Below are 12996 nucleotides of genomic sequence, written 5' to 3' on the forward strand. Positions count from 1 at the left end.
GATCTTATTCTTCGCGATAAGCCTTTTAGATAAAAAGCAAAATTTATCTAAATAAGAAAAATTATTTTTTAAGTATTTTTAGATAAAATTGCACTCGCATTTCATTTTAAAGGATTTATCATGAAGAAATTTCTAATTTCATCAATTTTAGTCGCAAGCGCCTTGATCGCTCACGAGCACGGCGATATGCAAAATTTCGACCCTAAGACTGGCAAGCACCTCGTCATTGCTATGGAGCAACTAGGCGAGAAGGGTAACGTGAGCGTAGGCGAGGTCGTAGCGGTCGAGACGAACTACGGCGTGGCGTTTTTCCCGAATTTAAAAGGTCTTGCTAGCGGCGCGCACGGCTTTCACGTGCATCAAAATGCCGACTGCGGCGCGACCGAGAAGGGCTTAGGCATGAAAGCGGGCGGCCACTGGGATCCAAGCGATACCAAAAAGCACTCGTTTGCTTGGGATGATAGTGGCCACAAGGGCGATCTGCCTGCGCTTTTCGTCGATGCCGAGGGCAATGCGGTCTATCCGGTGCTAGCTCCGAAGATCAAGAGCTTAGATGAGCTAAAGGGCCACTCGCTGATGGTTCACGTAGGCGGCGATAACCACAGCGACCATCCAAAGCCGCTTGGCGGCGGCGGCGCTAGAATGGTCTGCGGCGTTATAAAATAGGCTTCGTTGCGGATGAAATTTAATTATCCGCAATCTCTAAATTTAGCAGCCCTGCGGTTAAATTTACGCGACGAAATTTCGCCGTCCGCAGCGCCGAGATACGCCCGCTTTGCCGTTAAATTTACGCACGGCGGGCTTTGACATAACTTATGCAGCGCGAAATTTTGTGTTAAATTTACGCGCTGCGCCCCCTTCCCGCTTAAATTTTAAAATTTAACTCCGTTTGCACGCATTACACCCTGTTTTTGCCGCAGCGGCGTAAAATTTTTCAAATTTAAATCAAAGTTCTAAATTTACGGCGCCGAGCTATTTTGGCGGCGTGAGCTTCATTTAACTTTTTCTTCACGACTTTTTCCTACAATTATGCCAACTTTCACAAAGGAGAGAAAATGAAAAAGATTGTTTTAGCAAGCGTTTTAGTCGCGGGCGTGCTGTTCGCCACAGATTTTCAAAATAGCACTCCCGAGCAGATCAATGCCTCGATCGCCGGCGCGGACGCCAAGAGCTTAAGCGAAGCGGCGTTTGAGATCGACAAGCGCGCAGGCGAGCTAAGGGCGCAGGCAAGGGATCTCAAGCGCGGATTTAAGACCGAGTTTAAAAAGAAACTGGACGCTATGAGCGTCGAGGATCGCGAGAAATTCCTAGACGAGTTTAGAAAAAACTATAACGCCCAGGCGGGCAAGCTAAGCGTCGAGCAGGCGGATAGGCTGGATATCGAGCTTAAAGACCGAGGCAATTTCGGCAAATTTAAAAGGCCCGCTCATGGGTTCTGTCCGCACAGATCGCAGGTTGCTTCCGGCGAGTGCGGCCATATGCCGCCTAGAGGAATGGGCGACGGCGCGGGTCCGGCAATGCCGCCGAGGGACGGGATGCCGTGCAATCAAAACGCTGGCGACGCTGTGTGCCCTATGACGCAGCAATAGCCGTCCGTGCGCAAGCTATTTAGTTCCGCGCAGCATTTGCACGGAATTTTGTTTTAACAGATCACGGCGTAGAAATTTTAAAATTTAGCTTTGAAGCTTATGCGGCATAGCACCGATGAAATTTCACAAAATTTTATCGGCGCAGGCGAGGTTTTGAAATTCTGCGCGGCGAAATTTTAGGATGTGAAATTTTAAAATTTCGTAGTGGCAGAATTTTAAAACTCCCGTACTTTGCCTATAAATTTTAAAATTCCGTGGCGTAAAATTTTAGCCTCTTGCACCGCTTGGCGCACTGCGCGAATTAATTACTAGGCGAGAAATCTAAATTTACGAAGCGTGCTCTTGAGCCAAGACGTGCCGTTTTCGCCACGATAAAATTTTGCCCTGAAATTTTGCAATTAAATTTTACGTGGAATTTCACAGGGTATAATTTCAAAAATTCTACGCAAGGAGGCGGGCTATGGCAAGAGTTTTGATCGTCGAGGACGAGGGAATGCTGCTAGACATGATGTGCACCTACATGCGCGGCGCGGGGCACGAGGTAAGCGGCAGCAAAAGCTACGACGAGGCGCTTTCATTAGCGTACGAAAAGAGCTTCGATCTGTGGATCTTCGACGTCAAAATCATCGGCGGCAACGGCTTTGCGCTACTTCGCGAGCTGCGCGAGGCAGGGCGCGGCGCACCGTGCATTTTCACGACGTCGCTAAACACTCTGCAAGACGTCGAAAACGGCTTTAGAAGCGGCTGCGACGACTACCTCAAAAAGCCCTTTGAGCTAAAAGAGCTGGCTTTGCGCGCGGATAATCTACTAAAGCGCACCTTCGTCCACAACGCCGCCGGACGCGAAAATATCGGCGGAAGCTTTAGCTTCGATATGGCTCAGCACGCGCTTTATCGCGACGGAAGAGCCGTGCCGATGCCGCAAAAGCAGGCGAGGCTTCTTGCGCTGCTTCTAAAAAACCGCGATAAGTTCCTTAGCAAAGATGAAATTTTCGCCGCGCTGTGGGACTACGACGAGAGTCCGAGCGAGCTTAGCCTGCGCGTTTATATCGCGGAGCTGCGAAAAATTTTGGGCAAGGATCGCATCATAAATGCTTCCAAGCTCGGCTACAAATATCTCTAGGAGCGCGCCGTGTCCAAAATGCGTCAAATTCTACCTATTTTTTTGCTCTACACGCTTACTAGCGTCTTGTTTTTGGCGCTGGTAAGCAGCGTATTTTACGAGCGGGAGAAGTTTTTTATCGCGGATCGCGATGCCTTTGCGATCAGAGATTTCAAGCACGGCTTAGAGGCTAAGCTCGCACGCGGCGGACGCCTAAAAGAGAGCGATTTCGACGCCATGCAGGCATACGCGGCGGATCTGAATAGCAGCGATGAGATCGCGCGGGATTTTGAGCCGAAGGATGACGCACCGCGCGTGTATATGGAGGGGTCTGGCAGGATCGAGCAGTTTAATCTCACCGGCAAGGACGGCACGGAGTATTACGTAGCGATCAAAACGGAGGCGCTTGAGGGCAAGCTAGCGGCGCTAAAGCTTAAAATTTTAGCTGCGAGCGCGCTTGTTTTAGCGCTTATTTTGCTGATCGCGTATTTTATCATCCGCCTTTCGCTGCGCCCGCTTTACGAAAAGATCGAGTTTTTAAATGGCTTCATCCGCGACACGACACACGAGATAAAGACACCTCTTAGCGTGATTTTGATGAGTATCGAGCTTTTTGAAACCGAGCCGAAAAAATATCTGGGTAATATCAAGACGGGCGCAAATACGATAAACGCGCTATTTGAGGATCTAACCGCGCTAAGCTTAAACAAAAGCGGCAGCGGGCGAGAGGTAAATTTAGGCGAGCTACTGCAAAGCCGCATAGAGTATTTCGGCGTCTCTGCGGAGCAAAAGCGCATAAGCTTAAGCGCCAATCTGCGCCCGGTAGCCTTTTGCGCAGATGAGTTTAAGCTACGAAAGATCATCGATAATCTGCTTGGCAACGCGATAAAATATTGCGACGAGCTCGGCTGCGTCGAGGTGAGCCTGCGCGAGCATTCGCTTCGCATCAAAAACAGCGGCGCGGGTATCGCGCGGCAAAATTTGCCGCATATTTTCGAGCTTTACACCCGCTTTGACGAGCGCAACGGCGGCTTTGGCATCGGGCTTTTTATCGTTAAAAAATACTGCGACGAGCTCGGGCTTAAAATTTCGTGCGATAGCAACGAGGACTGGACGGAATTTGAGGTGAAATTTTAACTTTACTCAAATGAAATTCTGCGCGAATGAAATTTTAGCGGGCGGGCTTGCTAGGCTTAACCGCGTAGGTTTAAATTTAGCCAGCGATTCCGTTTGTAAAAATTTGCACTAGGTTATAATTTGACGGCGGAATTTACGCATGCAATCCGGTCGCGCTCGCAAAATTTCGCCAATCGGTTTGCAGAATACATAGCGTAGGTCATATGAAATTTTATAAAATTTCGCGCCGTGGAATTTATCCGAAATTACGTAGCCGTCCGCTAAAATAGCCACAAATTTCACCGGATGGAACAATGATAAATATTGATGAGGTAGGTTATAAAAGAGCCAAGTTTAAGCAAGCTGGCTTAGAGGCTGCGGCTGGCATAGCATCAGAAGGCGATACGGCGGCAAGCGACGCGGCAAACGCTAGTACGACAGGGCGCGTAAGAATCTCGGCAAAAAGCGGCTTTGAAGCATGGAGCGAGAAGCTGCTGCATGGCTGCGGAGCTGGCTTTCGCTACGCAGTGCGTATCCCGCTCGCGCCCAAAGTGCAGCTGGACGCAGATGAATATATCCTATACGAGTATAAAAAGCGCGGAAGCGGGCTTGAACTAATCGCTGCTTTGCTAGTCTTAATCCCCGTTTTAGGCGTGCTCGCGCTATGCTTTAAAGCAGAATACGGCCTAGTTTTTAATATAACTATCCTGCTAGTCGGCTTTTGCATGATAATGGTATTTTTGTAGGTCTTTTGGGATGCCGTGTACAAGGGAATTTATGTGAGCGATAAAAATTTAATCACTCAAAACGGCACAAAATTCCCAATTGAAAAAGTGCACTTTAGCGCCTTATCCAACCGCTGCGGAGATATCACGCTATATTTTTATGTCACGCCGTTTAGCCAGATTTTTACGCTAAGCATAGACGGTAGCGATGAGTTCAATGCTCTTATTTACTGCTTAGGCTACTCTCTACGATAACGATGAGCTTTTTTGCTTCGCAACGCACCGATACGTGCGCGCTAGAGCTAGCGGACGTCGTCCTCAGATAATTTTAAACTCTAGGCTGTGTAAGAGCGCGCCAAAATTCTAAAAGCTTCGAAATTTTTCGCGCCTTGGCAGAATGCGGCGCCAAAAATTTAAATAGGATTTTCAAGCACGATTTTGCACACAAATTTTGCGGCGCAAATCCGCGCACAAAATTCATAGTTCAAATTTTGCACTTGAATTTTTTGGATAAATTTTTCCCTCAAATTTCGTAAAGAATTTACGCCGCCATAGCCTAATAATGGCACGTAGAACTTGTAAAATTCGTAACAATGCAAGCAAAATTTGCCAAGATTAGAGATAAAATTTTAGCAAGGCAAGCAAAGCTTTATTTGGTCGTAAATGGACTTCGTAGCAGCGCGGATTAAGCTGGCGCGCACTAGCCAGTGAGCTTTCGTGCGAATTCTATAAAAATTTTATGGCAGCGCAAATAAAATTTCGCGTAACAAGGACGAGCCAAGCACTCGCAGCTACGCTTAAATCAATGCTACGTTGCCCGTGTTTAGCCAGGATCACGAATATCTTGTCGGGATTTGCCTTTGCCCTAAAATTTGCACGATCTCATCTAAGCTTAAAATTTTGCCGTGCGAGTCAAAGCCTACGTTTAGTATGCGCCCCTCTAGGCTGGAAGTGCGGTCGTGCAAGTGTCCGTGAAGCATAAAAGAACCTTTGGAAGCGCGGTTGTGCTCCTCTACGGGATAGTGAAACATACAGATGCTCATACCCGTTTTGCCATCCTTCATCACGCCCGTGCCGCCGTCAAAATTTAGCTCCTTGTAGTGCAGGATATCGCTAAAGATAGGATTTCCGTCGTCTTTTAGCTCGCGTAGCAGCGCTTCTTTGTTTTGGCTAATGAGCGTATCGTGGTTGCCTAAAATCAGCACATGCGAGCCGTTTAGCCTACGCACGACGCTTTTTAGATCCTTTAATTTATTACAAAATGCAAAATCGCCCAGATCATAAACCGTATCCTCCGGCCCCACTACGGTATTCCAGAGCTCTATTAGCTTTTCATTCATCTCAGCTACGTCGTTAAAATTCCTAAATTTAGGGCAGTATTTCATAATATTGCCGTGATAAAAATGCAAATCGGAGGTAAAAAATATCATCATTTTCCCTTTAAGCTTTAATCGCTACATCAAATTTGAGCTTTACGCAAATTTGCGCAGCGTCAAATATTCGCGCGATAATCGTTAAATTCTTTCTAAAAATTCTTTTATAAAGCCTAGCTTGCCCTGCTCGTCAAGGGATTTGAATTCTCGCTCGTTTGCTTTAATGTGATCGACCAATGGGTGAAATTCCTCATCGAGCTTGGTTTTATCCAGTTTGCCGGAAAGCGCCTCGTTTTTACTGCGAGCGAAAAATTTATTCACGAGATAATAAGGCGTTTTCATCTTAAAGCAAAAATCATTTTGGCTCGGAATATACACCATAAAGCCCTCGAATTTCGCCTCTTTGACTATATTTTTTAGCTCCGCAAAGCTCGTTTTTAGATACTGCTCGCCCTCTTTATAAAAAGGTCTTTTTAGTGCTCCGTCAGTGCTTGCAGCGATCTTATCTAGCTCAAATTCGCTTGCTTGCGCGCCGGTTTTAGCGTCGATAAGTCCGATAAAGGTCTCTCCAAGCTCCTCTTCTACGATGTGCGGGTCGCTCTCGTCGGTGATCTCAAATAAAAAAGTTTTATTTGGATAGCGTTTGAAAATCTCTTCAAATTTACAGCAGTGCTCGCGCGCCATCTGCGCAAATCTACTATCGGTCGATCCCGTCGTGGAGTAGATGACGCGGCGGTTAAAGCTCGCGCCGCTTTCGTGGGTATCTACGTAGGTGCAGCACCCCAAAAAGCCGTTTACCTTTCGCACGGCAAGCACGGGCGTATCGTCTGTGATATCGATAGGATAAAGGCTTTTGCGCGAGGTAAATTCCGAGTAGTTATAGACCTTTTTAAACGGACGCACGATGATATTTAGATCATCGTCCATTATGAGTCCGCGCATCTCAAGCAGCGCCTTATCCCAATCGGCTTTGAAAAAGACGCGTTTTGAGTATTTGTAGGTGCGAAGCTCGGGATAAAGCTCGCTTTGACGCGCACTCCAGAGCCTTTTATCTTGCGTAGCGGCGATATATTTTTTCGTTACGTAGGTGTTTTGCGCCGCATCAAAGGGCAGATCGCGCCTATTTAGAGCCGCCGCGTCTTTAATCTTTTGCGCTACGCTTTCACTCATAGGATTAACGGGCGGGATCAAAATTTCGCCCTCTATTTTGTTGTTTGCGACCTTGATAAACATAGCTATCACGGTATCTTCATCGACGCCGTGCTCGGAGGCGAAGAAATTTTGCATTCTAAAGCATTCGAAAATAAATCCATTTTGGGCGGCTTGCTCTTTTAGGCTTAGCAGCTCTTTGGTGCGCGCGCTCACGTTGCTAAGCACGATAAGAACGTCTTTAGCTTTGTTTTCCAGAGCAAATTTATACGCCTGCTTTATCTCGCGGGCGACCTTGCGCTTCGCGTCTTCCAAAAGCTTCGGCGACCAAGTATAAACCCCCGCCTCATCAGTTAAAAACATATCGTTTTCCAGATGATAAATTTGCGCCTGCGGATATTCGTTTTTAAATTCTTTAATTTTCTCTTTTGCGAAAGTCGTTTTACCAGAGCCCGCGTGTCCGCGAACGACTATAAATTTTCTCATTTTACCGCCTTGATTTTATGTGGCGATATTCTACCTGAAATTTGAGCGCTTTGGTATCAAGAAATATGGATTTCGGTAAAATTCAATTTACAGAGTCGATTTTTGCCGCTTAGCTCGCGCAGTTTTGAGGCACGAATTAGACGGCGCGGCGTCCGTATCTGTGCGAGCTCGCTACCAATGCGCGCTTTCGGGCACGAAATTGAGCAAGGATAAAATTTGCAGTAGAGTCACCGGGCAGTTTAAATTTTGAATCTCAAAGCTCAAATTTACAGAAGGATCAAATTTGATCTCTTTATGGGCTTATCGAAGCATAAAATTTATTGTTTTGACTAATTTGAATACGAGAAAAAGGTAGTGATAAATGTGGTTTAAAATTTTAAATAAATAGAAATTCGCGCTTTGCCGAGGTGCTGAAATTAAAATTTGACCGAATTTGCCTTGCCGAAGCGCTTGATTGATAAAGGCGCCAAATTTGATAGACGTGCGATAAAAAGCGTATTATCCTCGCTATTTGATTTAAATTTAGCCCCGCAAAGGGGCTAAATACGCTTATTTGTCTCCTAGCGGCCAGTAGACGATCGGTTTGTCTCCGAGCCTTGCTTCACCGTGATACATGCCGAGCTTATCTTTCGTCCACGCAAAGCCCGTGTGTCCATGCTTGTCGATCGAGATGATACCGCCGCTGCCGCCGAGCGCTTTGACCTGGCTTACCGCTTCTTCGGCGGCCTTTTGCACGTCTTGCGTTTTGTATTTATACAGAGCTGAGACCTCGTGTGCGGCGTTTACGCGCATGTAGATGTCGCCCGTGCCGGTGCAAGAAACCGCCACCGAGTCGTTGTCGGCATAGGTTCCAGAGCCGATTATCGGGCTATCGCCGATGCGGCCGGTCATTTTGTTGGTCATGCCGCCGGTGCTGGTCGCCGCGGCTAGGTTGCCGTTTTTATCCAGCGCGATCGCGCCTACGGTGCCAAGGTACGGGCGCTCGTGTAAATTTAACGACGTCTTTTTTGTCTTTTCGCTATCAAGTAGCAGCTTTTGCTTCTCTTTGGCCTTTTGTAGCGCGTCGTATCTAAACTGCGTGAAAAAATACTTCTGATCCACCATCTCTAGGCCGTTTTCTTTAGCGAGCTTGTCGGCTCCCTCGCCCGCAACCAGCGTATGCCACGTCTTATCCATCACGAGCCTGGCGCCTAGGATAGGGTTTTTGATATGCCGCGCCATCGCGACCGCGCCCGCTTTTTTGGTCGAGCCGTCCATGATCGAGGCATCGAGTTCGTTAAATCCGTCGGCTGTAAATACCGCGCCTTTGCCCGCGTTGAAATTCGGATCGTCCTCAAGCACCATTATCGCCGCAGTTACCGCATCCATCGCGCTACCGCCTTTTTCAAGCACGGCTTGACCCGCTAAAAGCGCCCGGTTCATCGGCTCCTCGCGGATTTTAAATTCCTCCTTGGTTAGATCAAGCCCGCTGGTGCCACCGTGAATGACGATAACTGGGGAAAATTTCTCCTGCGCATTCGCAGCCGTTAGCCCGAGCAGGGCCAGACTAGCCGCCATAAAAACGGCCTTTGAGAGTGAAAAGTGCTTCATATCTCATCCTTTCGAAAAAATTGGAGAATTTCTAAGGAATGATATAACTTTGCGCTTTTCGTTTCGCTTAATCAAACGCGAATTCGGCCGGATCTAAATCTAATGCTTTGAGCTTAGGATTAAGCTTTCGCCGTCAAATTTAACGCGACTAAATTTGTGGCACAATCTGATAGGTCAATTTAAATTTTATAATTTTGAGTTTGTGCGTTGGCAAAATTTAATTACCGCAGCTCGATAAATTTCAACCGCGCGTCATAAAATTTTAGCGCGGTCGTATTTTAAACGTCGCTATGCGAGCAAGCAGGCTCAAGCGCCAACCGGCTAGCAAAGCAGGCTTCAAATTAAACGCCTCAAACTCGCCGTGCGCGATCATTTAGTGTTGCGTCGGAACCGACGCCAGTATGTTTTGACGGCTCAATCGCAGCTTTTTTCTCCGCGGCAAAGGCGCGTCAGGTCGTATTTTAGCAGTACCAAGCCAAGGCCTAGCAAGAAAAGGTCTTTAAAGATAAAGCCGTCGATCTTACCTAGCTGCGGCAGTAGGCTGAGTGTAGTCAGCGCCATGACGATCACGATGAGATCGCCCACGATGCCCGCCTTCGGCTTGAAAAAGCCCGCGATGAGCGAGAGATAACCCACGGTCTCCACCACGCCCAAAAAATAGCTCGCGCCAGCGTCCCCGAGCGCTGACGGCAAAAACGAAAGCCACGTCTGCGAAAAAAGCGGCTTTAAAGCCTCCACCTCGAACTCAAACCACTTGTAGTTGCCCATCACGGCAAGCACGATGATAACGGAAAGTCTGGCGAATATAATATCCGCGTCGCCTGTGACAAATTTTTTTAAGATCTCCCTCATACGGCTCCTTTGTAAATTTTGTAGCGGTATGATAGCGGGCTTGCGTGTAGGCTACGTGAAGGGGCGAAATTTCAAATTCCAAATTCCGCGGCTCCGCAAAATTTGAAATTCCATGCCGCGCGCCGTAAAATTTTAGCGTGTGCATCGTATGATTTAACGTGCACGCCGTAAAATTTCAACGTGCATACAAAATTTTAAAATTCGCGCCCAAATTTAAGCTATAATCGCTTCAAATTTTAAGGAGCTGCAAATGCTAAAATCATATCCTCTTGCGATGCAGGGCGTGGAGTTTCGCGGACACGGTGTGACGGGCATTTACGAGATGGGCGAGCGGATTGCTTTCGTCCATTTTGCTTTCGCGGCCCCTAGCGAACAAAACACCCTCTCGAAGTTAACGCCCGGCTACGTGCTACTAGATACATTTTCACGCGATTTTAGCGAACATAAAAGATCTGTGCTTGCCTACGAGCAGCGCGAAATTTTCTCTGCCGCCTCTGCGCTTTGTTACCTGCAGGACGGCCACTTCGTGCTAAATACGAGATACTACGAGGGCTTCGTCGATTCGCCCGCAAAGCTCATCAAAATACAAGACGGCGAAATGAGCGAGCTTGGCGACGCTCCTGCGCCCGTGAAGCAGATCTACAACGACGTGCGAACCTACGAATTTGACGGCTTTGCCGTGCGGATGAGTTCACCCTTTATGATGGAGTGCAGAGCCTCGCAAGGCGGGTCAAATTTAAACGGCGCGGCGGCTGATTTAGGTAGCACGCTAAATTCTAGCGGCGCGGCGGGCGAGAATTTAAAAAATTTCTCCGAAAATAGCGGCGCAGCAGCTGTTTGTAAAGCGAGCAAAAACGATCCGCGCGATGAAACCAGCGAGGCGAAAGATAAAATTTCAAATGGCGGCAAGCCGACCCGCAAAAAAGCGGCCGCAAAAGGTAAAACGCTTTGGCGGCTGAAGCTAGGCGCGTATCTATATACGCCCGTTTGCCTGCGCGGCGGAGCGACGTCGCATTTTAGCGAGCAAGACAAGCGGTATGGTCGCGAGACGCTGTATTTCGGCACCGCAGGCAAGGGCGGGCACCTATACGCCGTAGACGCGACAAGCGGCGAAGTGATCTTTAAGCTTGACACCGGCGGCACCGAGCGTTTCGCGTGGTGCGAGGATAAAATTTTACTCGCAGATCGCCGCGGCAAGCCTGTTTTGATCAGTGCCGAGGACGGCTCGATCTTAAAAGAAGTGGAATTCGGCGAGTTTCAATTCGGCTCGGATCAGATCATGCTCGTAAGCGGTGGTCGCCTCTACGCCGTGGCAAACGACGGAGCCGCGATGTATGCGGTTTGCGCGGATATTTAAATTGGACAGATTAAAATTCGGCTTATAGTTGTAGATTAAATTTAAACGCAAGGCTTGAAGCGTCGAACGCTTTGGATATGGAATTTACCTAGTTCGGCGGGGCGCGGTCATGACCCAAAAGCGTCCGATTTTAAATCGCCACAGACCCGCTCGCTAAGTAAAATTTATTCACCCGGCGCGTCGTTTCGAACTGAAATCCAAACCCCGTGCCTTAAAATTTAAAGCGATCGCGGCAAATTTCAAGACTCGAAGTGGTGTGAGCTGCCGCGAAATTCCATCGAGCTTTGCGGCGTGCGCGGGCAAACCTCGGCGATAATATTGATCGCGACGCCCGCCTTAGCGGCAATTGCGTAGATTTTAGGCAAAAACTTCGGCGCGAAGCTGAACAAAATCTCGTACTCCTCGCCGCTTTGCAGCGCAGCCTCGCTAGGGCGGGCGATCCAGCGCGCACCCACGCCGCTAGCCTCGAGCAGTCGGGGCAGATCCTGCGCGAGCCCGTCGCTAATATCCATCGCCGCGCTGATGAGCTTCGCCGCCTTGTAAAAAAACTTATCGCGCAAGACGGGTCTGACGAAGCGCGAATTCTTTGAAATTTGCGCGCGCAGATCCTCACGCAGATCAAACACGGAGCCTTCGTATGCGGGGCTTTGAGACACGGAATTTTCGCATGCGAGGCTTTGCGCCGTAGAATTCGCTGCGAAATTTTGCGGCGCGCGGCTCGCAGACTGACTCTCTTGCGCTGCAGAATTTCCCGCGCCCAAATTTTGCGTCATGAAATTCCTCGTAGAATTTTCCGCAGTAGAATTCTGCACAGAAATTTCGGCATCCAGGCTCTGTAGCTCGGCGCACGCAGGTGAAATTTTATCGCCCGAGCTTCGTACCTCATCGCTTGAGCCTTGCGCCGACGAAATTTTATCGTTTCGGTTTTGCGTCTGCGAGCTAGCAAGCGAAATTTCATCTCTTAAAAGCACCGCCAGATCGCGCCCGACGCTACCTAGCTCGCCCGTATGCGCGATGAGATCGCCCACGCGCGCGCCGCTACGAAACACGGGGCGCTTGCACTTGCCGATCAGGCTCACGCTAAGCGCGATGCGATCCGAGCCGATCGTGTCGCCGCCGATGATCCGTATACCCCACTCGCGCGCCGTTTCGCTCACGCCCGCGCACAGCTCGTCGATCTCGCGCGTGCCGATCTCGCGCGGCAGCGCGAGCCCCAGCAGGGCGTATTTGGCGCGCGCGTTCGTCGCGATCATGTCCGAGATGTTTACGAGCATCGCCTTTGCGCCGATCTCGCGCAGGCTCAGCCAGCCGCGGCGAAAGTGCACGCCCTCGACAAAAAGGTCCTTGCAATACGCCCGTTCGCCAATTACGGCGCAATCATCGCCGCTAAACTTCGATCTAAATTTCTCAAAAATATACCGCTCTTTATCCATGCGCCCTCCGTTAAATTTAGCGTTACGCCGCAGCCACGCGAAAGCTAAGAAGCCCGAATTTGCGGGCCTTTGTTTAAATTTCGTCGCGCACGCGCAGCAGGAGTTCTACGCTCCGCTTTGCAAGATTATAGCGTAAATTTAGATTTTCGCCGCGCGAGTTTGGCTGCGGTTCGGTGCGGCTCGATAGCAAAATTAGAAATCGCGTGAGCTTTGGGGCTTTAACG

At 48.9% G+C, this 12996-nt stretch carries 13 protein-coding genes; 8 read left to right on the top strand and 5 right to left on the bottom strand.

The genetic code is table 11. The features are described 5' to 3' along the window. The first annotated feature begins 120 nt into the window (after positions 1-120). The 7 genes from Q0323_RS01505 to Q0323_RS01535 all read left to right on the top strand — a co-directional run bounded on the left by Q0323_RS01505 (position 121) and on the right by Q0323_RS01535 (position 4787). Positions 121-666, top strand: coding sequence for a superoxide dismutase family protein (locus Q0323_RS01505; RefSeq protein ID WP_298050792.1), 546 nt, complete (start codon positions 121-123; stop codon positions 664-666). Positions 667-678: 12 nt separating this feature from the next. Next, positions 679-807, top strand: a complete 129-nt coding sequence (locus Q0323_RS01510) for a hypothetical protein (protein ID WP_298050794.1) — start codon at positions 679-681, stop codon at positions 805-807. Between the two features lie 248 nt (positions 808-1055). Then, positions 1056-1589: a DUF1104 domain-containing protein gene (locus tag Q0323_RS01515; RefSeq protein ID WP_298050796.1), complete on the top strand. Its 534-nt coding sequence runs from the start codon at positions 1056-1058 to the stop codon at positions 1587-1589. Positions 1590-2049: 460 nt separating this feature from the next. After that, entirely contained in the window at positions 2050-2712 is a 663-nt protein-coding gene (locus Q0323_RS01520; protein WP_298050798.1) for a response regulator transcription factor, read from the top strand. 18 nt (positions 2713-2730) lie between these two features. After that, positions 2731-3828, top strand: coding sequence for a HAMP domain-containing sensor histidine kinase (locus Q0323_RS01525; protein WP_298051018.1), 1098 nt, complete (start codon positions 2731-2733; stop codon positions 3826-3828). A gap of 293 nt (positions 3829-4121) precedes the next feature. Further along, positions 4122-4553, top strand: coding sequence for a hypothetical protein (locus tag Q0323_RS01530; RefSeq protein WP_298050801.1), 432 nt, complete (start codon positions 4122-4124; stop codon positions 4551-4553). Positions 4554-4586: 33 nt separating this feature from the next. Then, positions 4587-4787 carry a hypothetical protein gene (locus tag Q0323_RS01535; protein WP_298029244.1) on the top strand — a complete coding sequence of 67 codons (201 nt, stop codon included), beginning with the start codon at positions 4587-4589 and terminating at the stop codon, positions 4785-4787. Positions 4788-5365: 578 nt separating this feature from the next. Here the strand turns inward: Q0323_RS01535 and Q0323_RS01540 are convergent. The 4 genes from Q0323_RS01540 to Q0323_RS01555 form a co-directional block, all read right to left on the bottom strand. Continuing rightward, positions 5366-5962, bottom strand: coding sequence for a metallophosphoesterase (locus Q0323_RS01540; RefSeq protein WP_298050805.1), 597 nt, complete (start codon positions 5960-5962; stop codon positions 5366-5368). Between the two features lie 84 nt (positions 5963-6046). Continuing rightward, positions 6047-7540, bottom strand: a complete 1494-nt coding sequence (locus Q0323_RS01545; protein WP_298050808.1) for an RNA ligase — start codon at positions 7538-7540, stop codon at positions 6047-6049. A 549-nt stretch (positions 7541-8089) separates the two neighbouring features. Beyond that, positions 8090-9130 (bottom strand): isoaspartyl peptidase/L-asparaginase family protein, encoded by a 1041-nt coding sequence (locus tag Q0323_RS01550; protein ID WP_298050811.1) that lies wholly within the window; start codon positions 9128-9130, stop codon positions 8090-8092. Between the two features lie 414 nt (positions 9131-9544). After that, positions 9545-9982 (bottom strand): DUF417 family protein, encoded by a 438-nt coding sequence (locus tag Q0323_RS01555; protein ID WP_298050812.1) that lies wholly within the window; start codon positions 9980-9982, stop codon positions 9545-9547. 250 nt (positions 9983-10232) lie between these two features. Between Q0323_RS01555 and Q0323_RS01560 the strand changes: the two genes are divergently transcribed. Next, positions 10233-11339, top strand: coding sequence for a PQQ-binding-like beta-propeller repeat protein (locus Q0323_RS01560; RefSeq protein WP_298050814.1), 1107 nt, complete (start codon positions 10233-10235; stop codon positions 11337-11339). A gap of 239 nt (positions 11340-11578) precedes the next feature. Here Q0323_RS01560 and Q0323_RS01565 read toward each other — a convergent pair whose 3' ends face one another. Continuing rightward, the gene (locus Q0323_RS01565; RefSeq protein WP_298050816.1) at positions 11579-12772 is read right to left on the bottom strand and encodes a thiamine-phosphate kinase; all 1194 of its coding nucleotides are present in this window, start codon (positions 12770-12772) and stop codon (positions 11579-11581) included. Between the last annotated feature and the right edge of the window lie 224 nt (positions 12773-12996).

This window comes from uncultured Campylobacter sp. (genome assembly GCF_938030145.1).
Taxonomy (GTDB): domain Bacteria; phylum Campylobacterota; class Campylobacteria; order Campylobacterales; family Campylobacteraceae; genus Campylobacter_B.

What these genes read in the sequence shown, in the direction of transcription:
- Q0323_RS01505 (WP_298050792.1), top strand. Translation starts at nt 121, where the DNA reads ATGAAGAAATTTCTAATTTCATCAATTTTAGTCGCAAGCGCCTTGATC.
- Q0323_RS01510 (WP_298050794.1), top strand. Translation starts at nt 679, where the DNA reads ATGAAATTTAATTATCCGCAATCTCTAAATTTAGCAGCCCTGCGGTTA.
- Q0323_RS01515 (WP_298050796.1), top strand. Translation starts at nt 1,056, where the DNA reads ATGAAAAAGATTGTTTTAGCAAGCGTTTTAGTCGCGGGCGTGCTGTTC.
- Q0323_RS01520 (WP_298050798.1), top strand. Translation starts at nt 2,050, where the DNA reads ATGGCAAGAGTTTTGATCGTCGAGGACGAGGGAATGCTGCTAGACATG.
- Q0323_RS01525 (WP_298051018.1), top strand. Translation starts at nt 2,731, where the DNA reads ATGCGTCAAATTCTACCTATTTTTTTGCTCTACACGCTTACTAGCGTC.
- Q0323_RS01530 (WP_298050801.1), top strand. Translation starts at nt 4,122, where the DNA reads ATGATAAATATTGATGAGGTAGGTTATAAAAGAGCCAAGTTTAAGCAA.
- Q0323_RS01540 (WP_298050805.1), bottom strand. Translation starts at nt 5,962, where the DNA reads ATGATATTTTTTACCTCCGATTTGCATTTTTATCACGGCAATATTATG.
- Q0323_RS01545 (WP_298050808.1), bottom strand. Translation starts at nt 7,540, where the DNA reads ATGAGAAAATTTATAGTCGTTCGCGGACACGCGGGCTCTGGTAAAACG.
- Q0323_RS01550 (WP_298050811.1), bottom strand. Translation starts at nt 9,130, where the DNA reads ATGAAGCACTTTTCACTCTCAAAGGCCGTTTTTATGGCGGCTAGTCTG.
- Q0323_RS01555 (WP_298050812.1), bottom strand. Translation starts at nt 9,982, where the DNA reads ATGAGGGAGATCTTAAAAAAATTTGTCACAGGCGACGCGGATATTATA.
- Q0323_RS01560 (WP_298050814.1), top strand. Translation starts at nt 10,233, where the DNA reads ATGCTAAAATCATATCCTCTTGCGATGCAGGGCGTGGAGTTTCGCGGA.
- Q0323_RS01565 (WP_298050816.1), bottom strand. Translation starts at nt 12,772, where the DNA reads ATGGATAAAGAGCGGTATATTTTTGAGAAATTTAGATCGAAGTTTAGC.